25 protein-coding genes are annotated in these 23,612 nt (G+C 35.1%); 13 read left to right on the forward strand and 12 right to left on the reverse strand.

Features of this window, described 5'->3' with window-relative positions; genetic code table 11:
• Positions 1-139 precede the first annotated feature (139 nt).
• The 3 genes from H602_RS0116435 to H602_RS0116445 all read left to right on the forward strand — a co-directional run bounded on the left by H602_RS0116435 (position 140) and on the right by H602_RS0116445 (position 2,639).
• A complete protein-coding gene (locus tag H602_RS0116435; protein ID WP_026978999.1) occupies positions 140-874 on the forward strand; it encodes a lysophospholipid acyltransferase family protein in 735 nt (244 codons plus the stop codon).
• Between the two features lie 52 nt (positions 875-926).
• Positions 927-1,913: an acyl-ACP desaturase gene (locus H602_RS0116440; protein ID WP_026979000.1), complete on the forward strand. Its 987-nt coding sequence runs from the start codon at positions 927-929 to the stop codon at positions 1,911-1,913.
• Between the two features lie 72 nt (positions 1,914-1,985).
• Positions 1,986-2,639, forward strand: coding sequence for an HD domain-containing protein (locus H602_RS0116445; RefSeq protein ID WP_026979001.1), 654 nt, complete (start codon positions 1,986-1,988; stop codon positions 2,637-2,639).
• Positions 2,640-2,706: 67 nt separating this feature from the next.
• Here the strand turns inward: H602_RS0116445 and pyk are convergent, their stop codons facing one another.
• The 5 genes from pyk to H602_RS0116475 all read right to left on the reverse strand — a co-directional run bounded on the left by pyk (position 2,707) and on the right by H602_RS0116475 (position 7,156).
• Positions 2,707-4,137: a pyruvate kinase gene (gene pyk / locus H602_RS0116450; RefSeq protein ID WP_026979002.1), complete on the reverse strand. Its 1,431-nt coding sequence runs from the start codon at positions 4,135-4,137 to the stop codon at positions 2,707-2,709.
• Positions 4,138-4,141: 4 nt separating this feature from the next.
• Complete coding sequence (locus tag H602_RS0116455) at positions 4,142-4,603, reverse strand: IPExxxVDY family protein (protein WP_245574960.1); 462 nt, start codon at positions 4,601-4,603, stop codon at positions 4,142-4,144.
• 132 nt (positions 4,604-4,735) lie between these two features.
• Complete coding sequence (locus tag H602_RS0116460; protein WP_026979004.1) at positions 4,736-5,476, reverse strand: ribonuclease III family protein; 741 nt, start codon at positions 5,474-5,476, stop codon at positions 4,736-4,738.
• Between the two features lie 6 nt (positions 5,477-5,482).
• The gene (gene fabF, locus H602_RS0116465) at positions 5,483-6,736 is read right to left on the reverse strand and encodes a beta-ketoacyl-ACP synthase II (RefSeq protein ID WP_026979005.1); all 1,254 of its coding nucleotides are present in this window, start codon (positions 6,734-6,736) and stop codon (positions 5,483-5,485) included.
• A gap of 183 nt (positions 6,737-6,919) precedes the next feature.
• On the reverse strand, positions 6,920-7,156 hold the full coding sequence (locus H602_RS0116475; protein ID WP_014082856.1) for an acyl carrier protein: 237 nt from the start codon (positions 7,154-7,156) through the stop codon (positions 6,920-6,922).
• Between the two features lie 168 nt (positions 7,157-7,324).
• Between H602_RS0116475 and purN the strand changes: the two genes are divergently transcribed.
• Entirely contained in the window at positions 7,325-7,891 is a 567-nt protein-coding gene (gene purN, locus H602_RS0116480; protein WP_342663510.1) for a phosphoribosylglycinamide formyltransferase, read from the forward strand.
• Between the two features lies 1 nt (position 7,892).
• The gene (rnhA, locus tag H602_RS0116485) at positions 7,893-8,375 is read left to right on the forward strand and encodes a ribonuclease HI (protein ID WP_026979007.1); all 483 of its coding nucleotides are present in this window, start codon (positions 7,893-7,895) and stop codon (positions 8,373-8,375) included.
• Here the strand turns inward: rnhA and H602_RS0116490 are convergent, their stop codons facing one another.
• Entirely contained in the window at positions 8,376-8,924 is a 549-nt protein-coding gene (locus tag H602_RS0116490) for a hypothetical protein (protein ID WP_026979008.1), read from the reverse strand.
• Positions 8,925-9,049: 125 nt separating this feature from the next.
• On the opposite strand from H602_RS0116490, the gene H602_RS0116495 reads away from it, so the two are divergent.
• Both H602_RS0116495 and H602_RS0116500 read left to right on the forward strand, forming a co-directional pair.
• Complete coding sequence (locus H602_RS0116495) at positions 9,050-9,976, forward strand: PfkB family carbohydrate kinase (protein ID WP_026979009.1); 927 nt, start codon at positions 9,050-9,052, stop codon at positions 9,974-9,976.
• A gap of 111 nt (positions 9,977-10,087) precedes the next feature.
• Entirely contained in the window at positions 10,088-11,986 is a 1,899-nt protein-coding gene (locus H602_RS0116500) for an amidophosphoribosyltransferase (RefSeq protein ID WP_026979010.1), read from the forward strand.
• 697 nt (positions 11,987-12,683) lie between these two features.
• On the opposite strand, the gene H602_RS0116505 is transcribed toward H602_RS0116500, so the two are convergent.
• The 5 genes from H602_RS0116505 to H602_RS0116525 all read right to left on the reverse strand — a co-directional run bounded on the left by H602_RS0116505 (position 12,684) and on the right by H602_RS0116525 (position 17,149).
• Positions 12,684-12,989 carry a GIY-YIG nuclease family protein gene (locus H602_RS0116505; protein ID WP_026979011.1) on the reverse strand — a complete coding sequence of 102 codons (306 nt, stop codon included), beginning with the start codon at positions 12,987-12,989 and terminating at the stop codon, positions 12,684-12,686.
• A 147-nt stretch (positions 12,990-13,136) separates the two neighbouring features.
• Complete coding sequence (dusB, locus tag H602_RS0116510; RefSeq protein ID WP_026979012.1) at positions 13,137-14,129, reverse strand: tRNA dihydrouridine synthase DusB; 993 nt, start codon at positions 14,127-14,129, stop codon at positions 13,137-13,139.
• Positions 14,130-14,384: 255 nt separating this feature from the next.
• The gene (locus H602_RS0116515; protein ID WP_026979013.1) at positions 14,385-15,152 is read right to left on the reverse strand and encodes a TIGR03915 family putative DNA repair protein; all 768 of its coding nucleotides are present in this window, start codon (positions 15,150-15,152) and stop codon (positions 14,385-14,387) included.
• Positions 15,130-16,410: a putative DNA modification/repair radical SAM protein gene (locus H602_RS0116520; protein WP_026979014.1), complete on the reverse strand. Its 1,281-nt coding sequence runs from the start codon at positions 16,408-16,410 to the stop codon at positions 15,130-15,132. The genes H602_RS0116515 and H602_RS0116520 overlap by 23 nt, the downstream gene beginning before the upstream one ends.
• 211 nt (positions 16,411-16,621) lie before the next feature.
• Positions 16,622-17,149 (reverse strand): hypothetical protein, encoded by a 528-nt coding sequence (locus tag H602_RS0116525; protein ID WP_026979015.1) that lies wholly within the window; start codon positions 17,147-17,149, stop codon positions 16,622-16,624.
• 339 nt (positions 17,150-17,488) lie between these two features.
• Here H602_RS0116525 and lepA point away from each other — a divergent pair, with 339 nt between their 5' ends.
• Together lepA and H602_RS0116535 are read left to right on the forward strand one after the other, a co-directional pair.
• A complete protein-coding gene (gene lepA / locus H602_RS0116530) occupies positions 17,489-19,285 on the forward strand; it encodes a translation elongation factor 4 (protein ID WP_026979016.1) in 1,797 nt (598 codons plus the stop codon).
• A gap of 224 nt (positions 19,286-19,509) precedes the next feature.
• Entirely contained in the window at positions 19,510-20,073 is a 564-nt protein-coding gene (locus H602_RS0116535) for a hypothetical protein (RefSeq protein WP_026979017.1), read from the forward strand.
• A 71-nt stretch (positions 20,074-20,144) separates the two neighbouring features.
• On the opposite strand, the gene H602_RS20555 is transcribed toward H602_RS0116535, so the two are convergent.
• Positions 20,145-20,486 (reverse strand): helix-turn-helix domain-containing protein, encoded by a 342-nt coding sequence (locus H602_RS20555; protein WP_157505138.1) that lies wholly within the window; start codon positions 20,484-20,486, stop codon positions 20,145-20,147.
• Positions 20,487-21,022: 536 nt separating this feature from the next.
• Between H602_RS20555 and H602_RS0116545 the strand changes: the two genes are divergently transcribed.
• The 4 genes from H602_RS0116545 (at position 21,023) to H602_RS0116560 (ending at position 23,531) form a co-directional block, all read left to right on the forward strand.
• Positions 21,023-21,238, forward strand: coding sequence for a hypothetical protein (locus H602_RS0116545; protein ID WP_051224613.1), 216 nt, complete (start codon positions 21,023-21,025; stop codon positions 21,236-21,238).
• A 274-nt stretch (positions 21,239-21,512) separates the two neighbouring features.
• Positions 21,513-21,992, forward strand: coding sequence for an HNH endonuclease (locus H602_RS20250; protein WP_211224097.1), 480 nt, complete (start codon positions 21,513-21,515; stop codon positions 21,990-21,992).
• A 160-nt stretch (positions 21,993-22,152) separates the two neighbouring features.
• Positions 22,153-22,692: a SixA phosphatase family protein gene (locus tag H602_RS19075; RefSeq protein WP_051224616.1), complete on the forward strand. Its 540-nt coding sequence runs from the start codon at positions 22,153-22,155 to the stop codon at positions 22,690-22,692.
• 206 nt (positions 22,693-22,898) lie between these two features.
• Positions 22,899-23,531, forward strand: coding sequence for an outer membrane beta-barrel protein (locus H602_RS0116560; RefSeq protein WP_026979020.1), 633 nt, complete (start codon positions 22,899-22,901; stop codon positions 23,529-23,531).
• Positions 23,532-23,612: the final 81 nt, after the last annotated feature.

Consider the following 23,612-nt stretch of genomic DNA (forward strand, 5'->3'; position numbering starts at 1 on the left):
GAATTTGCCCTGATTAAAGTATGAAATATTAAAATAGTGAATATTCATGCATGTCTTGACAAAAATGTATGTATTTTCTAAAGTTTTTTAGTTAGAAATAGTTCAGGAATTTTGTATTTTTGTCTATTAATTTCGTTTCATGGAGAAAATCATATCGTATCCCATTTCATTATTCAGCATGATGTTATTCTTGCTTGCTTTGGTGATTTTTCATCCCATACAATGGATTTGCTTCAATGTTTTTGGTTATCAGGCACATAAAAAAAGTGTAGATTATCTGAATTGGGTTTTATTGCGAATTGGACATCTTTTAGGCAATACTTACAAGGTTACAGGTCGTGAATTGGTACCCAAAGGAGTGCCGATTATCTTTGTAGCCAATCATCAAAGTTTATATGATATTGCCGGAATCATCTGGTTTTTACGAAAATCGCACCCAAAATTTGTCAGTAAGAAAGAATTGGGAAAAGGAATTCCAAGTATTTCATATAATTTAAGGCACGGAGGTTCTGTTTTAATTGACCGTAAAGACCCAAAACAGGCCATTCCGACAATTACGAAATTAGGAAAGTACATTGAAAAAAATAACCGTTCGGCAGTTATTTTTCCTGAAGGAACCAGAAGTAAAACAGGTAAGCCAAAAGAATTTGCACAAACAGGTTTGAAGATTTTGTGTAAAGCAGCACCTTCGGCTTATGTAGTTCCAATAACGATTAACAACTCTTGGAAGTTTGTTAAATACGGATTTTTACCCTTTGGTTTGGGAAATCGCCTTACCTTTACAATACACCCTGCTTTAGCAGTAAAAGACTATACTTTTGATGAATTAATGCAGAAAACAGAGCAAACAATTGTCAATTCAATTGAATTGTAATAATTTGTATTTTTGCAAAAAATTCTATTTTTAAATTTTAAAACAAACAAAAATGTCAATACACAACGTGAGATTAGAAGTAATGCAATTTTTGGAGAAAAAAGTCAACGGTTTTGTTGATGATTTTTTGATTCCTGTTGAGAAAATTTGGCAACCATCCGATTTGTTACCCAATTCGGAAGGAGAGAATTTCTTTGAGGAAGTAAGAGAGTTACGTGAAATTGCTAAAGATTTACCTTATGATTTTTGGGTAACTTTAGTTGGAGACACCATTACAGAAGAAGCGTTACCAACATACGAATCTTGGTTGATGGACGTGGAAGGTGTAGATCAAATGCAGCCAAATGCTTGGTCAAAATGGGTGCGTCAATGGACTGCGGAAGAAAATCGTCACGGAGATTTGTTAAACAAATATTTGTATTTATCAGGTCGCGTCAATATGAAGGAAATTGAAATGACAACACAGCATTTAATTGCCGATGGTTTTGACATTGGAACAGGTCGTGATCCTTATAAAAACTTTGTTTATACCAGTTTTCAGGAGTTAGCAACTTACGTTTCGCACAACCGCGTTTCTCAACTTGCGAAAAAGCACGGTGATGGAAAACTTGCAAAAATATGTAAATTAATTGCTGGAGATGAAATGCGTCATCACATGGCTTACAGCGAATTTGTAACGCAAATTTTTAAAGTAGACCCAAGTGAAATGATGTTGGCTTTCGCTTACATGATGAAGCAAAAAATTGTTATGCCAGCTCACTTTTTGAGAGAGTCTGGGCAAACTATCAGTTCAGCATTTGAAAACTTCTCTGATTCTGCACAACGAATTGGAGTATATACAGCTGCAGATTATGTTGATATTCTGCAAAAGTTGAACGACAAATGGGAAATTGATAAAGTGACTAATCTGACTGATGAAGCAGAAAAAGCGCGTGATTTCTTGATGAAATTGCCTGCAAGGATGACACGAATTTCTGAAAGGTTGGTAATTCCACAAGAATCCTATATCTTTAAATGGGTGAATCCTGCTCGAATTTAAGTAACATAAGTATTTTATATAATGTTGGATGTAAAAGTGAATTTTGCATCCAACATTTTTTATTTCAACAAAATGGAAAACGATAAATTAATTCAAAATACAATAGTATTCGTAAAGCAACAACTACTAAACGCTGAAGGAGGTCATGACTGGTTTCATATTGAACGCGTGTATAAAAACACTTTGGCTATTGCCAAAGAAGAGCAATGCGATTTATTGATATGCCAACTTGGAGCTTTATTGCACGACATTGCCGATAGTAAATTTCACGATGGAGATGAAGAAATCGGACCAAAAACGGCACGGGATTTTTTGATAAGTGAAAAGGTTTCCGAAGAAGTGATTGAGCACGTTATAAAAATCATCAAAAATATTTCATTTAAAGGAGGTAATTTTGAAAAGCAATTCAATTCAATTGAATTGCAAGTAGTTCAAGATGCAGACCGTTTAGATGCTATTGGAGCGATTGGAATTGCAAGGTGTTTCAATTACGGAGGATTTAAAAATAGAACCATTTACAATCCAGAAATCAAGCCTAGTTTGACTATGTCAAAAGAAGAGTATAAAAATTCTGACTCACCAACAATTAATCATTTTTATGAAAAGTTGTTGTTGTTAAAAGATAAAATGAATACCGAGTCTGGAAAAAAAATCGCAAACAAAAGACACGAATATATGGAGTTGTTTTTAGAGCAATTTTATGAAGAATGGGAGGGAAGAAGTTAGAACTTTATCTCATAAAAAAAAGGCGATTTGAATTTCAAATCGCCTTTTTTTATAAAAAGAAATGTTGTTATTCTATCTCAGAAACTCTCAATGTATTCACCATTCCTTTTTCTGTAACCGGCATTGCGGCAAGATTGATAAGGAAATCACCTTTTTCAACGAAACCTTTGTCTTGTGCAATTTGATTTACATCCGTTACGGTATCATCCGTGCTGACAAATTTGTCGTAGTAAAATGATTTCACACCCCAAAGTAAATTCAGTTGCGTCAACATCCTCTTGTTCGAAGTAAATACTAAAATATGTGCTTTTGGTCGCCATGCCGAAATTTGAAACGCAGTGTAACCACTATTTGTTAAAGTACAAATTGCTTTAGCTTTTATAGCATTGGCCATTAATGAGGCATGATAACAAACGGTTTTGGTAATAAAACGTTTAGTGCGAATCTGTGGTGTATTTTGTGGCACTTGAATCAGTGGACTATCTTCTACTGCTTCAATAATTTGTGTCATTTTCTCAATAACCTGAACAGGATAATTTCCAACAGAAGTTTCTCCGGAAAGCATTACCGCGTCCGCTCCATCCATTACAGAGTTGGCCACGTCATTTACTTCTGCACGAGTCGGTGTCAAACTTGTTATCATTGTTTCCATCATCTGTGTCGCCACAATTACTGGAATTCGAGCCGTTTTTGCTCTATGAATTAATTTCTTTTGAATCAATGGAACTTCATGCGCTGGAACTTCTACTCCTAAATCACCACGAGCCACCATTAAACCGTCGCAGAAAGCAACAATTTTATCAATGTTTTCAACACCTTCTGGCTTTTCAATTTTTGCAATAATAGGAATTTTATGATCAGAATGCTCTGCAATTAAGTCTTGCAATTCCTCTAAATCTTTTGAAGTTCTTACAAAAGAAAGTGCAATCCAATCCACATTATGACCAATGGCAAAAATAGCATCTCTAATGTCTTTTTCTGTCAAAGCAGGAAGTGAAACTTTTGTGTTTGGTAAATTTACACCTTTTTTAGAACGCAAAGGTCCACCTTGAATTACTTTACAAAGCACTTCGGTGGTACGATTGGTTTCAATGGCTTCAAACATTAATTTTCCATCGTCAAGCAATATCAATTCCCCTGGATTTACATCTTTTGGAAATTCTTTGTAATTCATGTAAACACGCTTGGCAGTTCCCGGAATGTCTTCGGCCGTTTGAAAGGTAATTAAATCACCAGGATGTACTACCACATCTTCTTTCATTACACCAACACGGAGTTTTGGTCCTTGTAAATCGGCTAAAATAGCAGTGGTGTAACCAAATTCTTCGTTTAGACCTCGAATGAGGTTAATTTTTTCTGTAACGTCTGTATAATCGGCATGTGAAAAGTTTATTCTAAAAACATTTACACCTGCATCAATCATGTTTTTCAAGACTTCTCTTGTACTGCATGCAGGTCCTAACGTGGCTACAATTTTGGTTTTTTTATTCGTCGGCATAGGGTTAAAAAATTAAATTGTTTTTTGATTTTAATGGAGTTACATCTACCAAATAAGCGGTAGAAATTTGTGTTATCGCATTTAATTGTGATACGATCTCTTGTGCGTCTAAAAGACTATTTTTTATTTTTAGAAAATAATTGACTTTCTTTAACTCAGGCAGCAAATAAATATGAGTCGTTATTTTTTCATGTTTCTCGGAAAATAAATCAGTAACAGAATTACGATCAAGTGCTTCTACTTCATCTTTATTTTCAATTAAAGTCCATGCCTCATCGGCCTCTTCTTTTACGTAAGAAAACTTTGAAAAAAAAGCTACACCATTTGAAGTTTTAAATTCAACAAATTCATTGCTTTTGCTTAAAAGAATGGGGAGATTTCGATTAAGGAAATACGCTAAGCGATAATCTTCTAAAGAAGTATGGAGGGCAATTAATTCATAATCAATCGCATCAAAATCACTCAAAGACAATTTACGGACCGTCATTATTTTTCCAAATAAGATGTAAATATAAGATTTATAGACTTGAAATAATAGTTTCAAGCGGTATCTTAACGATAATTTATTAACGAAAACGTTATAGGCTCGTCAACTGACTTACTTTACTAACATTTTTTCTTGCAAAGCAAAGTAGGCTCTTTGGGACGCTTTTTCCTCAGCTTTTTTCTTCGAACTGGCGCGCGCTTTTGAAATTACTTTGTCATCTATACTCAGCTTGACGCCAAATAAACGTTCGCCTGAACTGTCATTGTCTTCAAAAATATCAAAGTTGAAAGACTTTTTTTCTTTCTGGCACCATTCAATAATCAAACTTTTATAGCTGATTACTTTTCCTTCCAATCTTGAAATGTCTACATAAGGAGTAATGACTTTTTTCTGAATAAATTTTTCGCAAGTCAAATAGCCTTTGTCCAAATAAATAGCACCTACTAGCGCTTCAAAGATATTTCCATGGATATTGTCGCCAAAATGCTGTACGGGAACTTTACTTTCTACAAATTGAATTAAATTCAAATCCCGACCCAACTCGTTCAGGTGCTCTCTGCTCACAATTTTTGAGCGCATTTTAGTCAAGTAGCCTTCGTCGCCTGCTGGAACTTCTAAAAATAAATACGCAGCAATAACAGAACTCAGCATGGCATCGCCAAGAAATTCTAAACGTTCATAACTTATAGGATTTCCATTAGCATCCATTTTGTTCAATGAACGATGTGTAAAAGCTCTTTCGTAATAGTCGAGCACGTCAGGTTTGAATCCAACCATTTTTGATATAGTATCAAAAAAAATCCCGCCTTCTTGAGCACGGGATTTTGAAAATATTTTTTTAAAAATGCTCATGCTAAATTAGTCTACTAATTTTTTAAATAAAACGCACGCATTATGTCCTCCAAAACCAAAAGTGTTACTCATGGCAACATTAACTTCTCTTTTTTGAGGTGTGTTCAAAGTCAAATTCAAAGTAGGATCAATGTTTGGATCTACGGTAGTATGGTTAATCGTTGGAGGAACAATACTGTGTTTCATAGCAAGAATGGAAGCAATTGCTTCAATCGCACCTGCAGCACCAAGTAAATGTCCAGTCATCGATTTCGTAGAATTGATATTGATTTTCTTTGCATGATCGCCAAAAACAGCTGTGATTGCTTTCAATTCTGCTACATCTCCTAATGGAGTTGAAGTTCCGTGTGTATTGATGTGATCAATTTGATCAGGAGTCATTCCCGCATCACGCAACGTGTTTTTCATTACCGCAATTACGCCAATTCCTTCCGGATGTGGAGCAGTTAAATGGTAAGCATCTGATGACATTCCGCCACCTCCAACTTCACAATATATTTTTGCACCACGCGCTTTTGCATGTTCATATTCTTCTAAAACCAATGCACCAGCACCTTCTCCTAAAACAAATCCGTCGCGATTGGCGTCAAATGGTCTAGAAGCCGTTTCTGGACTTTCGTTTCTAGTGGATAAAGCATGCATAGAATTAAATCCACCCATACCTGCTATAGTAACCGCTGCTTCAGAACCTCCTGAAACAATTACATCACACATACCTAAACGAATGTAGTTAAATGCGTCAATTAAAGCATTTGCCGATGAGGCACACGCTGAAACTGTTGTATAATTGGGTCCCATATAACCATTTCTCATAGAAATATGAGCTGGAGCAATATCGGCAATCATTTTAGGGATAAAAAACGGATTAAATCTTGGTGTACCATCGCCTTGAGCGTAATACATCACTTCATTTTGGAAAGTTTCTAATCCACCGATTCCCGCACCCCAAATAACACCAATACGTTCCTTATCAGCATTTTCAAGTGTCAATCCAGCGTCTTTAATAGCTTCGTCACTTGCTGCAATTGCATATTGTGCAAATTTATCAAGCCTACGTGATTCTTTACGATCCATGTAGTCCTCAATATTGAAGTTTTTCACTTCACAAGCAAATTTCGTTTTATGCTTTTCAGTATCATAATAAGTTATTGGAGCAGCACCGCTTTTACCACTCAATAAGGCATCCCAGTATTCTTCTACTGAATTTCCTATCGGAGTAAGAGCACCTAAACCCGTAACCACAACGCGCTTTAATTCCATACGTAATTATTTAATTTTGTACTAAAACAAATAATACCTGTGTTCTTCTATGGAAATCATAAAAAAGACAAAGGTATTAAACGCTACTTTTATAGTTGCAAATGGCAAATTGCTTTACCTATGCTTAATTTTTCACAGAAAAATAAAAAACGTCTGGACTACTAGTAATCCAGACGTAAATTATTATTTTTTAGCTTCTTCAATGTAAGAAATAGCTTGACCAACAGTAGCGATGTTTTCTGCTTGGTCGTCTGGAATTTGAATGTCAAATTCTTTTTCGAACTCCATAATAAGCTCAACAGTGTCTAATGAATCAGCTCCTAAATCATTTGTGAAGCTTGCTTCTAATACAACTTCGTTCTCGTCAACGCCTAATTTGTCTACGATAATCGCTTTTACTCTTGATGCAATGTCTGACATAATCTTTAATTTTAAATTTAATTGATTGGCAAAAATAAAAAACTTTATCTTATAACCATCCATTTGTTTGTAAATATAAATACTAAATTATAAAATTTATTCTATAAAGCAGTTCAAAATCGACTTATTCTCAAATATTATTCTTTTTTTTGCGTGACAATACTATTCATGATGAAAAAAATACTTCTTTTTGCTTCGGGTTCGGGTACTAATGTTGAAAATATTATTCGTTATTTTCAAGATCAAAACACCGCTGAAATTACAGCAGTTTTTTGTAACAACCCTAATGCTAAAGTTTTAGAGCGGTCGAAAGGTTTAAATGTGGCCACTTATGTCTTTTCAAAAGAAGCACTTCATTCAGATGTAGTCTTAGATAAAATTAAATTCTATGAGCCTGATCTGATTGTCTTAGCAGGTTTTCTATTGCAATTTCCAACACGCATAATTCAGGAATTTCCCAACACCGTTAACATTCATCCCGCATTGTTGCCAAAGTACGGTGGCAAAGGAATGTACGGTATGAACGTGCATCGAACGATTTTGGAAAATAAGGAGGCGGAAACAGGTATCACAATTCATTATGTTACAGCGAATTATGATGAAGGACAAATAATTTTTCAAAAAACAACTTCTATCGAAAAATGCAGTACTCCCGAAGAAGTGGCCGATAAAGTCCACCAGTTGGAACAAGAATATTTTCCACAGGTTATAGCACAACTTCTTCAAAAGTTATAAGTTGAAAACATATCAAGTACATATCTATACCGATGGAGCGGCAAAAGGGAATCCCGGAAACGGCGGTTATGGCGTGGTCATGGAACTGGTAGGAACGCCTCATAAAAAAGAATTTTATGAAGGTTTCCGGTATACAACTAACAATCGAATGGAACTTCTGGCTGTTATTGTAGCTTTGGAAAAGCTTAAAAATCCAAACATGAGTGTTTTAGTTACTTCTGATTCCAAGTACGTCATAGATTCGGTGGTAAAAAAATGGGTATTCGGTTGGGAAAAAAAAGGCTTTGTGGGAAAAAAAAATCCAGACTTATGGAAACGTTTTTTGAAAATTTACCGCCAGCATCAAGTCGATTTTAAATGGGTAAAAGGACATAACAGTCATCCGCAAAACGAGCGATGTGATCAATTGGCCGTTTTTGCTGCAGAATCCAAGAACTTGAACGTAGATGCTTTTTATGAAAAGGAGCAAGGGAAGTTGTTTTGATTATTCAAACGTCTTTTCTCGTCTCACGACGTAATCTATTCCAATGTAATCATCTCTCGAGATGTCAAAATTATTTATATAAAAGAGATAACCAACAGTCAAATATTCATCTTCTGATATTAAAGACTTGTTGAGTCTAATATTTCCGCTACTAATTTCACTAGCGTATTTTTTAAATAAAGCTTCAAAACCAAGTTCTGCATATTCTTCATTTATCTTTGAATTCAATTTAGAACTATCATAAATAAAATTTTTTATTTCAGGGGTATTGATAATGTAATCATTGTTCAATATTTCGGTTAAGAATGCTTTAAATGTGGGAAATTCCTTCTTATAATGTTTTTGATACATCGTAAAGAGGTAGTTGTTATTAGTCAGAAATATTCGATTATCATCAGTTTTCAAGTATAAGTCAATACCATATTGTGAAGGAATTTCATTGGTGTCAATATTTAATTTTTCTAACATCGTATCAGAAAAATTTTGTTCTTTCTTTTGACAAGAAGTGATTGTATATAGAATAATTATAAGAGTTAAAAGTTTGCTCATAGGTACAAATTTACAAATTCGACTTATTACTTTTGCACGCAAACCGATTTGTATTTTACAATTCTAAAATTTTGCAACTTTATAACTTATAAAGTATCTTTGCAACTTAATTCAAAATTACACAAATGAATAAATTGTTGATTGTCGGTACAGTTGCTTTCGATGCCATCGAAACACCTTTTGGAAAAACAGATAAAATATTAGGTGGAGCTGCTACTTACATCGGACTTTCCGCTTCCTTTTTTAATTTGAAATCAGCAATCGTATCGGTTGTTGGTGATGATTTTCCTCAAGAACATTTGGATTTATTGACTAGTAAAAACATCGATATTTCTGGTTTGGAAATTGTTGAAGGTGGAAAGACATTCTTTTGGAGTGGAAAATACCATAACGATTTAAATTCTCGCGATACATTGGCTACAGAGCTTAATGTTTTAGCTGATTTTCAACCTAAAGTACCTCAGGATTTCAAAGATGCTGACGTAGTTATGTTGGGAAATTTACACCCAATGGTTCAAAGCAGTGTGTTAGACCAAATGACAACGCAGCCTAAACTAGTAGTTTTAGACACGATGAATTTCTGGATGGATTGTGCTTTACCTGAATTAATGGACGTTATTAAAAGAGTGGATGTCATCACGATTAATGATGAAGAAGCCCGTCAATTATCAGGCGAATATTCGTTAGTGAAAGCGGCTGCTAAAATCCATACCATGGGACCAAAATATGTGGTGATTAAAAAAGGAGAACACGGAGCGTTAATTTTCCAAGGAAAAGAAGTGTTCTTTGCACCAGCTTTACCGTTGGAAGAAGTCTTTGATCCAACTGGAGCGGGAGATACTTTTGCAGGAGGTTTTGCAGGATTTATTACGCAAAGCGAAAACATTTCGTTTGAAAACATGAAAAATGCAGTAATCTATGGTTCAAATCTAGCTTCGTTCTGTGTAGAGAAATTTGGAACAGAACGAATGGAACACTTGAAACATGATGAAGTGATTGACCGCTTGAAACAATTCAAAGCATTAACGCAGTTTGATATAGAATTACAATAAATAAATACGCCTCGGAAACGGGGCGTTTTTTATAGAATAAACAACAGTACGGACAAGTCGCCACTTGTCCCGACAACAACAACAACAACACAACAACACAACAACATTACAATGAGCGACTCAATTAAACACGAATGTGGAATTGCACTTTTACGATTAAAAAAACCACTCGAGTTTTATAAGGAAAAATACGGGACGGCGTTCTACGCGATACAGAAAATGTATTTGTTGATGGAAAAGCAGCACAACCGTGGACAAGACGGAGCCGGTTTTGCAAGCATCAAATTGGATGTTGAACCTGGAGAACGCTACATCAGCCGGGTGCGATCCAACGACCAACACGCCATTCAAGATGTTTTTACCCAAATAAACGGACGAATCAGTGAAGAATTAAAAGAACATCCAGAGTATGCAAACGATATTGCTTTGCAAAAAAAACACCTTCCTTATGTGGGAGAGCTGTTTTTAGGTCATGTGCGTTACGGTACTTTTGGTAAAAATAGTATTGAAAGCGTACATCCATTTTTACGTCAGAACAATTGGATGCACAGAAATCTTATTGTTGCTGGAAACTTTAACATGACCAACGTTAACGAACTTTTCAACAGTTTAGTGGAGTTGGGGCAACATCCAAAAGAGTTGGCCGATACCGTAACTGTTATGGAAAAAATTGGACATTTCTTGGACGATGAGGTGACGGATTTGTACTTTCAGTGCAAGAACGAAGGACTTTCCAAAAGAGAAGCTTCGCCTGTTATTGCAGAACGATTGGACGTAAAGAAAATTTTAAAACGAGCATCCAAAGGTTGGGACGGCGGTTATGCTATGGCGGGACTTTTTGGTCACGGTGATGCATTTGTCTTTAGAGATCCGGCAGGAATTCGACCAGCCTATTTCTACGAAGATGACGAAATTGTAGTGGTAGCTTCGGAACGCCCAGTTATTCAGACGGCGTTTAATCTTGATTTTGAGCAAATAAAGGAATTGCAACCCGGTCATGCTTTAATTATCAAGAAAAATGGAACGGTTACCGAAGAGGAAATCATAACTCCTGTTGCCAAAAAAGCGTGTTCTTTTGAACGCATTTATTTCTCAAGAGGAAGTGATGCCGAAATATACCAAGAACGTAAAATGCTAGGAAGACTAATTCTTCCAGCCGTTTTAGAAGCTATTGACAGCGATACAGATAACACAGTTTTCTCTTATATTCCAAATACAGCAGAAACTTCTTTTTACGGATTAGTCGAAGCGGCTCAAGACTTTTTAAACCAAAGAAAGAATAATTACATACTAAAAAACAGAAATAAACTTACGAAAGAGTCTTTACAAGAACTTCTTGAAGTTAAAATCCGTACAGAGAAAGTGGCTATTAAAGATGCCAAACTTCGTACATTTATTACGGAAGATAGTAGTCGTGATGACTTAGTGGCGCACGTTTACGATGTAACATATGGCGTAATTAAGCCCGAAGATAATTTAGTTATTATTGACGATAGTATTGTTCGTGGAACGACTTTAAAAATGAGTATCATCAAAATGATGGACCGTTTGAAGCCCAAAAGTATCGTAATTGTTTCTTCAGCACCACAAATTCGTTACCCAGATTGTTACGGAATTGACATGGCAAAATTGGAAGGATTGGTAGCATTCAAAGCAACTTTAGCATTACTTAAGGAACGTGATATGTTTCACATCGTGGACGAAGTGTATAAAAAATGTAAAAGCCAAGAAGGTTTGCAAGACAGTGAAGTAGTGAATTTTGTTACCGAAATTTATGCGCCATTTGAGCCTCAGGAAATTTCAGATAAAATTGCAGAAATGTTAGGTTCGCCAGAAGTTAATGCAAAAATTAAGATTATTTTTCAAACAGTTGAAAACTTGCACGTTGCTTGTCCAAAAAATCTGGGCGACTGGTATTTTACAGGAGACTATCCAACGCCAGGTGGAAACAGAGTGGTGAATCGTGCGTTTATTAATTTCTATGAAGGTAACGACGCTAGAGCTTATTAACACTAAATGGACAATTCATCGGATAAATGAGCAGTTCATCTGATTTTGTTGTAGAATGAAATACAACAGTATATATTTACACTACCATAATATTAGTAGGTTAAGTTTATGGTAGATTTGGGGCAAAAAAGGTGGATTCATTTCCGCCTTTTTTATTTTATAAAAGTCCGAAACCTTTTATTTGTCACGCTGAATTTATTTCAGCTTCTCTGCGTCATTTTTTGGGTGTTGTCCTTCGTAAAAACTCCGGACCCGGGCTGTACACTCCCGCTTTAATTGCTTTCTACAAAGCAATTAAGAGCTCCGCTTCCATCCCTAATACAAGAAAGAACGCTATAATAGTCATTGCGAGGTACGAATCAATCTCAATTGCTGATTGCTAAACTATCGTGGTGTCTTATATAATCATTATATTTTTTATTTCATCAAACAAATCATTCCATAAAGGATTTGTCTTTTCAATCAACGTGAATTTTGCAAGTCGTGTGTACGTCATTGCGAGGAACGAAGCAATCTCAATTGCTGATTGCTAAACTATCGTGGTGTCTTATATAATCATTATATCTTTTATTTCATCAAACAAATCATTCCATAAAGGATTTGTATTTTCAATCAACGTGAATTTTGCAAATCGTGTGTACGTCATTGCGAGGAACGAAGCAATCTCAATTGCTGATTGCTAAACTATCGTGGTGTCTTATATAATCATTATATCTTTTATTTCATCAAACAAATCATTCCATAAAGGATTTGTCTTTTCAATCAGCGTGAATTTTGCAAGTCGCGAACCACCTTTTAATTGCTTTTCTCTAGCAATAGCATCTCCAATCATTTGGAACTGATCGAAATACACCAATTTATTTAAATTGTATCTTGCTGAAAATGAATTTGGATAAAGTTTTTCCTTATGCTCTAAAATTCTCTGGGGCAAATTTGAAGTTACACCAATATATAATGTAGTATTATTAGAGTTGGTTATGATATAAATAAAGCCTGGTTTCATAATTTATAAAAGTATATTTTATGAGATTGCTTCGTTCCTCGCAATGACGTGCATAAGTCATTGCGAGGAACGAAGCAATTTCATTTATTGTTTAATAAACCGAAAGCTGCGGGAGAAAAATTTGTCAAACTGAATTTATTTCAGTTTCTATACCAATTCGATTCCTTCGTAAATCCCTAATACCTCAGCAAAAGTTTCAAAGATAAATTCAGGGTCTTCACTTGAAACCATTTTCATTCGATGCTCCTTAAAGTTGGGAAGTCCTTTAAAGTAATTTGTATAATGACGACGTGTTTCTAAAATTCCTAGTTTCTCGCCTTTCCAATCCATAGCCCATTGCAAATGATTTTTTGCAGCTTCTACACGTTGACTAATTGTAGGTTTTGGCAAGTGCGTTCCCGTTTCAAAGAAATGCTTGATTTCATTAAAAATCCATGGATACCCAATTGCTGCACGACCTATCATCATGCCGTCCAAACCGTATTTGTTTTTGTATTCCAATGCTTTTTCAGCAGAATCAATATCGCCGTTTCCAAAAATTGGCATCGTAATTCGAGGATTATTTTTGATTCGTTCCACGTGACTCCAATCCGAATGTCCTTTGTACATTTGAGCTCTCGTTCTTGCATGAACCGTTAAAGCTTGCACTCCAATATCTTGCAAACGTTCGGCAACCTCATCAATATTAATAGAATTTTCATCCCAACCCAATCGGGTTTTTACAGTTACGGGTAGAGAAGTACTTCGAATAACTGCTTTTGTCAAACGAACCATTAAGTCTACGTCTTTTAAAACGCCCGCTCCAGCTCCTTTGCAAACCACTTTTTTAACAGGACAACCAAAATTAATATCAATCAAATCGGGATTAACCGTTTCCACAATTTTTGCCGACATCGCCATCGCTTCTTCATCACCACCAAAAATCTGAATTCCAACAGGTCTTTCGTAATCAAAAATGTCCAACTTCTGCCGACTTTTTATCGCATCCCGAATCAATCCTTCTGAAGAAATAAATTCCGAATACATCAAATCAGCTCCATGCTGTTTGCACAACCTGCGAAACGGCGGGTCGCTTACGTCTTCCATTGGAGCTAATAATAAAGGGAAATCCGGTAATTCTATGTTGCCTATCTTGACCATTTAGTGCATTTTGGGTGCAAATTTACAATTTTAAAATTTATAAGTTTCATCACCGTTTAATTCTTTGAACCATTAAGATATTAAGTCTCATTAAGTTTTACCGCAAGGTTCGCAAAGTTTATTAGAATGATAGTTGTGGAAAGTATTTAAAAGTTCGCAAAGCGTTTGAAACTAATAGAAATCATTATACAAAACCAGTCTTGTATTTAAAACCCACTTAAATTTCTTAATTCCTTAATGGTTCAAAACCGACGCCTACAATATTTTCTTCTCCGTCAAATACTTCCAATACCTTTTTGGTACATGTTGCTTATGCAATTTGTCGTTTTTGCGTTCCTTAATATTGGTGTGGTCAAAATATTCAATCCATAATTTTTGGTAATTGATTTCGATGTCGTGCAACATATCGTTCTTTTGGCTTCCGCCAAAAACACTCGTATCATCTAAAGTTATAATTTCCACTACATTCAAATCATAATACACGCCATAACCTCTTTTGGAATCATAAATCAACCATTTTTGGTCTTGGTAACGGTTTTTGAAATGGGTAATGATTAAAGTCAACACGTCAAAGTCTGGAAAAATTTCAGCAAAGTAAATGCCGTCTTTCAATAGTTCAAAACGAATGAACGCTTTCATTCTGTGGCGTTCGCGGTTGACGCTTTTGACCCATTTTGAGAGTTGCATCACGAAAGGATTCGCATAATCTTTAAGAATGTCTTTACTTGGATTTTCTACAGCATACGTAATGACTTGCAATAAAATCATCTCGCGAGAAGCATCTTCGGAGAGAAAAGTATACAGCATTTGCTGAATACCACTTTTCCCCAATTGATTTTCCAACTTCTTTAAAACGCGGTCGGATTTCTCGGGATTGGTGATGATTTCAATAGGTTCGGCAAAGAAGGAGTTTTGAAAAGTCCCTTCATGGACAATCTGAACGTCTTGGTACTTGAATTCAAAAACTTCAAAAACCGCCGTCAAAAATCCTTCGAATGTTTTATCGTAAAAAAGTATCGTCATTCAAAAGGGAAGTTTGGTTGCTGAATGGATTTTCGAATTTGCTTTTGGTATCGCCAACAATCAGACTTTTCAAATGCACGGAATCTAAGTGGACCAAGTTCTTGTTGGAATTTGCCACAACAATAAAATATTTTGCCCGATTAGTTGCAACGCCCATTTTTTGCAAATGCTCTAAAGTTAGGTTTTGAAACTTTCTAGCATTCACAATTTTGTAAGCTGATTTTACACCAATTCCGGGAACACGAAGAATCATTTCTAAAGAAGCGGTTTGCAACGTTACAGGAAAATCAGTGATGTTTCGTAAAGCCCAACCTAATTTCGGGTCGACTTCCAAGTCAAGAAATGGATTGTTCTTGGCTAAAATTTCATTGGCTTTGAATCCATAAAAACGCATCAACCAATCGGCTTGGTACAAACGGTTTTCTCGAACAAGCGGAACTTGCGACCCCAATCCAGGTAATCTTGCGTCATTAGAAACGGGAACATAGCCCGAATAATACACGCGTTTCATGCTGAAGTTTTTGTAAAAATGGTCGGCGACTTGAATAATTTGCAAATCGGTTTCGGGACTGGCACCCACAATCATTTGGGTACTTTGCCCAGCTGGTGCAAACTTTGGGGTCGACTTGAACTTCTTCCGTTCGTCTTTGTATAAACTGATTTCATTTTTGACAAAACCCATTGGTTTAATCATTTGTTGGTGGTCTTTGTCGGGAGCCAATAATTTTAAACCACTTTCCGTGGGGATTTCTAGATTCATGCTTAATCTGTCGGCATACAATCCGGCTTCACGCATTAATTCGTCACTAGCTCCGGGAATACTTTTCAAATGAATGTAACCATTAAAATTATGTTCCAAACGCAACTTTTTTGCCACTCGAACCAAACGTTCCATCGTATAATCGGCATTTTTGAAAATACCGGAACTTAGGAACAATCCTTCGATATAATTTCTACGGTAGAAATTCATGGTTAAATCTACGACTTCCTCCACGGTAAAAGCAGCGCGTTGAATGTCATTGCTTTTTCGGGTGACGCAATAAGCACAGTCGTAAATGCAGAAATTAGTGAGTAAAATTTTGAGTAAAGAGACACATCTTCCGTCTTCAGTATAAGTGTGGCAAATTCCTGACGAAGAAGCATCGCCTAAACCTTTGTCTTTATTCTTACGGTTACTACCACTCGAAGAGCAAGACACGTCGTACTTTGCAGCATCTGCAAGAATTTCTAATTTTTCTTTAACTCTATCGTAATCCACGTGTTGAAATAAATTTGGGTGTGTAAAAATACGCGAATTAAATGGTTGTGATCTATAGTTTTTAGAACTTTAATAGTTGTTTAAGCTTTTATTTGGGATGCTTATTTCTTTGTGGAAAGAAGATTAGTTTTCTCGCAAAGTCGCGAAGACGCAAAGGGGTTGTGAAGGGTATTGTAACAGAATAATAATTAGTATTTTTTAAAAGTGTATTTTACAGTTTTAAAGAATTCGTAAAGTTCGATTTATTTTTAACTACTTTATTTTTCAGTATTTTATGAATTATACTTTGATTCAAATTATTTTGAGTAATAATTATTGAGCGTTCATTATTAAAGAGATTCAATTTACTGTATCCTAAATCAGAAGAAAAAGTATTAGTGTTCCAAGAATAATACAATTCGACTGATTCTATTTCATCAAATTGTATTTCGGTTTCAGATAAATTCAATTTATTGATTACTACTATTTTCTTTTTTTGAGCATCGATTTTTATTTCTACTTTTAAATTGTGTCTGTAGTAACTATTGCGAATAAATGCAGTTCTTAATATAAGATAAGTTAAAAACGAAAACAAAATTATTGAAATTATTGAAAACAAAATTTGCTGTGTGTCAGATTTATTCCAATTAATAATCATGGTTTGTAAAATCATAATAGAAATAAAAATGGTAAAGATTAAAAAAAGAAATCCAAACAATAAATCTCCTAATATTTTACTTTTCTTATATCCAAATTCCATTATTGACTCATTACATGTAAGTAGACAAATATAAAGAAATCTATTAAAAATTCTCCTCAAAAATTATCTTTTACTATTTGATTACAAGCGTTTCAAGTTAAGGTCTAATCTCCTATCTTTGCGGATTGTGGAAACTTAGCTTGTTTTGAAAATGAAATGAGCGGGGTTACAAACAAGTTTGCGTTAGGGATGGAAGCGGAAATCCTTTATGGCCCGTTGTTCGGGACATAAAGATTGGGAGTGAACAGCCTGACCCTTGGGGAACGCCCAAATTATTGATAAATAAAGAAATGACTGAAGAAACATAGTAGTTTCTTGAACAAAATAGAACAATTGTAGATGAAGAAAATTAGAAATTTTTGCATTATTGCCCATATTGACCACGGGAAAAGTACGCTTGCCGATAGACTTCTTGGTGCAACTCAAACCGTTACCGCTCGTGAAGAAAAAGCTCAATTGCTAGACAATATGGACTTGGAACGCGAACGTGGGATTACCATAAAGAGTCACGCGATTCAGATGGAATATACCTACAAGGGTGAGGAATATATCCTGAACTTGATTGATACTCCCGGACACGTGGATTTTTCTTACGAAGTTTCCCGTTCTATTGCTGCTTGTGAAGGAGCGCTTTTGATTGTGGATGCGGCTCAAAGTATTCAGGCACAAACGATTTCTAATCTTTATTTGGCTTTAGAAAATGACTTGGAAATTATTCCGGTTTTGAATAAAGTGGATTTGCCAAGTGCGAATCCTGAGGAAGTGAGTGACGATATTATTGATTTATTGGGTTGCAAATTAGAGGATATTATACACGCTTCGGGTAAAACTGGTTTTGGTGTGGAGAATATTTTGGCAGCGATTATTGAAAAGATTCCACCACCAAAAGGGAATGTGGACGAACCTTTGCAGGCTTTGATTTTTGATTCGCATTACAATCCGTTTCGTGGTATTGAAGTTATTTTTCGTGTGAAAAATGGTGAAATCAAGAAAGGGCAGAAGATTAAATTCATGGCGACTGGAAATGAATATTATGCTGATGAAATTGGTACTTTAAAGTTGAACCAAGTTCCGAAGCAAGTGATTTCTACAGGAGATGTGGGATATTTGATTTCAGGTATCAAAGAGGCAAAAGAAGTAAAAGTAGGTGATACCGTTACCGATGCTAAAACGCCAACAACGAATATGATTAAGGGTTTTGAGGATGTAAAACCAATGGTTTTTGCGGGAATTTACCCAGTAGATACAGAAGATTACGAAGATTTGCGTTCTTCGATGGAGAAATTACAGTTGAACGATGCTTCGCTGGTATTTTTGCCAGAAAGTTCGGCGGCTTTAGGATTTGGTTTCCGTTGTGGATTCTTAGGAATGTTGCACATGGAAATTATCCAGGAGCGATTGGAACGTGAATTTGATATGACGGTAATTACTACGGTTCCCAACGTTTCCTATTTTGCCTACACTAAAAAAGACCCTGAAACAGCGTTTGTGGTAAATAATCCAACTGATTTACCGGAACCTTCTAAATTGGACCGTGTGGAAGAGCCTTACATCAAAGCTACGATTATTACAAAAGCAGATTATGTGGGAAATGTAATGAGTTTGTGTATTGAAAAAAGGGGATTGATTACCAATCAAACGTATTTGACTACCGAACGTGTGGAGTTGACTTTTGATATGCCTTTGGCGGAAATTGTTTTTGACTTTTACGACCGATTGAAAACAGTTTCTAAAGGATATGCGTCTTTTGATTATTCTCCTATTGGAATGCGAACGTCTAAGTTGGTACGTTTAGATGTATTGCTAAATGCGACAAGTATTGATGCACTTTCAGCGTTGATTCACGAAGACAATGCGTTTCATATTGGTAAGAAAATGTGTGAGAAGTTGAAAGAATTGATTCCGCGTCAACAATTTGATATTCCGATTCAAGCGGCAATTGGTGCTAAAATTATCGCACGTGAAACTATTAAAGCCTTACGTAAAGACGTTACCGCTAAATGTTATGGTGGAGATATTTCGCGTAAGCGTAAACTTCTGGAAAAACAGAAGAAAGGTAAAAAACGTATGAGACAAGTGGGTAATGTGGAGATTCCGCAAGAAGCTTTTATGGCGGTGTTGAAGTTGAATGATTAAAGTATTAAGATAGAAGTATCAAGTATTAAGATGAACCCGGAGGCGAAAGTTTTCGGGTTTTTTTATGGTGTGAATTGTAGGGATAATTACATATATTTACGAGCGGAAATTTTAGATAGGTATCAAACGATGCGATAAAAAAGTATTGGAAAGCAAGAGCTTTTTATAGATGCAAAAAAAGTTCTACATGTCCAGCAACGCTATTCTTTTACACTAAAAAATGTATGAAAAAATCACTATTGACTTTAATGTTATGCGGATTGACTTTTATTGCAAAAGCTCAAAACGCAAGTGTTGAAAAAACTACATATGGAATCCAAACTGGACTCTTAGGGGTTTGGCTGCACAACGAAACAAAATTATCGGAACAGATAGCTTTGCGAAGTGAAGTGGGACTTGATAGCGGCATTTTTGCAGGAACTTTTTATGATAAAGTGGGTTTTCTAATGGTTCCGGTTATTACTGTGGAGCCAAGATGGTATTATAATTTAGACAAACGCGTTTCTAAATCAAAAACTATTGCTGGAAATAGCGGAAATTTCCTTTCCTTAAAAACAAGCTACAATCCGGATTGGTTTGTGATTTCAAATTATGACAACTTACGGGTTGTGAATCAAGTTTCAGTCATTCCTACTTGGGGCATCAAAAGAAATATAGGAAATCACTTTACTTTCGAAACGGGATTCGGGATTGGATACAGGTACTACTTTGCAAAAAGTGCCGGATATGCCGAAAATGAAGGGGAAACAGCAGTTAATTTACATTTGCGTATTGGTTACAGATTTTAGCGAAGAAATGTATTAAGATAGAAGTATTAAGTAGTAAGATAAACCCGGAGGCGAAAGTTTTCGGGTTTTTTTTATTCATTGAGTTGGTTTGATAATTCTTTCAACTTGGTGTATGGCAAGGTGTCTAGGATTGTTTTTAGGTTGGGATTGCTTTCAGCGGTATTACGGAGCTTGTTGAGTGGGTTGTTTTCGTGGATAACTTTATTTTTTGAGGGTGTCCAGAGGAAAAGGTCGTTTGGTTCGCAGAACAATAGTTCGCATAATAGTTCGACGTGGTCTAAACGAAGGGTGTGACTCTTAGAATTGATTATGTTATGGGCAGAATGTGGTGTGAAGCCGTTTTTTACTAGAAAGCTGAAGGGTTTTTCGATTCCTCTTGCGGAAAATATGGGTTGTAAATTGAATGTTAGCATAAGTACTTGGTTGGAAGTTATTTGTATAACTTAAAAGTAATCAATAATTTCGTCAATAGTGGAAACAAATTCGTTAAATATAGTTATGATTTCGCGATAGGTAGAAATATAATCGTAAAAGTTGGAATTGAATTTTTGGAAATTAGAAATGAATTAACAGTTATTGGAAATCAATTCGTTAAAAGTGGAAAGTAATTAGTGAAATGCTAGTATGTAAGTGGGATTTTCGTTGCGAATATTTTGGAATGTGATGATAAATTAAATAGATCATTATATTCTACTTGTGGGCAAAGAATTGTACAATTAAATTAGCAGAAGAGTAAGTGCCTTGGGACTTTGAGATTTAGGACAAGAAAATGCTGTTATTTTGAATACCGCTGCAATAAATGCATTTAGATTTAACGCTCCGAAAATTGACGAAATGTAATAACTGAATAAAAAAGTAACTAAAAGCATCTCTATAAATTTAGTACTTTAGCAACTTAATATTGATTGAAGAAGAATAATGAAACTGAAAGCAAAAAATATCGCTTGAATTGGAAAATTATCAACAAATCACAAGGGAAAATTTTATGAAATTCTTTCGGGATGATGATGAATTAAATAAATTATCTGTTGATGACAGAGTTGAAATATTTAGAACAATTCTCGCAGGAAGTTCAGATTTAACAAAAGATTTATTGAATGAAATTTTAGCTGATTATTCTGTCTCTAATTTTGAAGTGATACAGTCAGAAAATGGTAAAAAGTAATAATTGGACAAGAGAACAAACTATTGTAGCTTTCAATGTATATTGCAAAATTCCTTTTAAAAGTAGTAGTAAAACAAATCCTACTATCATAAAGTATGCTAATATAATTGGTCGAAGTCCTTCGGCACTAAATATGAAAGTTGGAAATTTTGGAAGATTAGACCCCGACCTATAAAGGCAAGGTATAGTCGGATTAGGAAATGGAAGTAAACTTGATGAGATTATTTGGAATGAATTTAATGGTAACTGGGAAAGATTAGCATTTGAAAGCGAAATGCTTATAGCTCAATTTCAAAGTAAGTCCCTTGAAGAAATTGGTGAATTTGATTTAGATAGTTTGCCAGTAGGGAAAGAGAGGGAAGCTCTAATAAAAATAAGAGTAAATCAATCATTTTTCAGAAGTACTATTCTTTCATCCTATAATCAGAAATGTTGTATAACTGGATTGTCAATACCAGATTTTTTAGTGGCAAGTCACATTGTTCCTTGGAAGGCAAATGAATTAAATAGATTAAATCCTCATAACGGTTTGTGTTTGAATTCAATTCATGACAAAGCATTTGATCGAGGTTTCATTACAGTTACACCAGATTTTAAGATTTTAGTATCGAAATATTTTGATGACTATTCAAATGATTTTGCAGTCAGAGATTTTTTTTTAAAATTTCAAAAGCAATCAATTATTCTTCCTGATAAGTTTTTACCATCAAAAGATTTTTTAGATTGGCATTATGTAAATTTATTTAAACAATGATGGAGAAATTTATAGAGAGAATGGAGAATTATTCTTTAAATTAAATTTGCAAATTCGATTTAAGTAAGTAATTTATAAACCTTCGCATCGGAGAATATTCTTCACAAGCTGACTCGAAAAGCAATTTTCATCCATTTGTCAAAATCAAAATCTGGTTCTCATGAAATCCCTACTATTCCTCCTCCTCAGCATATTTTCTTTATTAAGTACCAATACCACCGCTCAAAACACAATACAAAACAAGAAACTAAATCCCGGTATAGAAAACGAAGTTTCCACCATTATCCTCATCAGACACGCAGAGAAAGCCGAAGCCCATTCGAAAGACCCATCCTTGTCGGATATTGGTAAACAAAGAGCTGAAGCTTTGGTGCAACTCTTTAAGGATACTCCTATTGCTCTTTTTTATACCACACCTTATAAAAGAACTACAGAAACGATTACTCCAATTGCTAAGGCAAATGGTAAAGAAGCGCTTACGTATAATCCTTCGGACAAAAACAGTATTGCCGAAATGATCTTGGCGGGTAAAGGCAAAAGAATGCTGATTGCGGGACATTCTAATACGATACCGCAAATGGTGAATACTTTAATTGGTAAAAATGAATTTACCACACTAGACGAGAATGATTATGGGAAACTATTTATTGTGGTTTTTAAAGGGAAGGAACTTATAGATTATAGCGTTCTAAATTATTAATTTCCAAACTGCTATTGATTTGCATTGGATAAGATAACATAGTAAATAGGAACTTGCCGTGAAGATTTAGTTTCGGACGTACTATTAAATGAGGTAAGGTTTTAGATAAATGTTGTAAGAATTGAGCTATTGAGATTTTATAGTTTTGTATAAGATTTAATTACAGACCGTAATTATTCAAATTTTAAACCTTAAAATAAAACACTATGAAAACAAAATTTTTAACAGCCGCTGCATTAATTTGCACATTTTTCTATTCAAATGCACAAGTGAACACGATGAACAGCGACATGGATCAAGAAATGAACTCGTCTAAAGGGATGACTTTCGAGCAAGGTAACATGTTTGCAGAAGGGGGTCTTAAAATTACAACGGGTGGAGATGAAGATTCTTACGCAGTAAACGCAAAAATTGGTTACTTCTTAAGTCCTAAAGTAGCCGTTGGAGGTCAAGCTTCTTTTGGAAGTCTTGAAAATGATGCATCAGATATTAAAACAGATGTATTTGGAATTGGTGCTTTTGCTCGTTACTACTTCTTAGAGTTAGATAGTAAACGATTTAAAGCATATGGTGAAGCTGGCTTAGGATATGGTAAAAACAAAACTAAACTTGCTGGAACTACAATTGATAATGATAACAGTGTAACAGCTGATATTAACTTAGGATTGAACTACTTCTTTACTAAAAACTTTGCTGCAACATTTACGTTAGCAAATATTTTATCGTACAACAGTGTATCTCCAGAAGACGGTGACTCAGTTAACGAATTTGAATTGAATGTAAATTTATTTGAAAACATCTTTGCTCAACCACAATTTGGAATTATGTACAAGTGGTAAAATCACAACTGCATTAAATAATAAAAACCGTTTCAATATCTTTTTGAAACGGTTTTTTACTTTTAAAACCAAACCCTTCAA

Origin of the sequence: Flavobacterium tegetincola DSM 22377 (assembly GCF_000425485.1) — a bacterium.
Taxonomy (GTDB): Bacteria; Bacteroidota; Bacteroidia; order Flavobacteriales; family Flavobacteriaceae; genus Flavobacterium; species Flavobacterium tegetincola.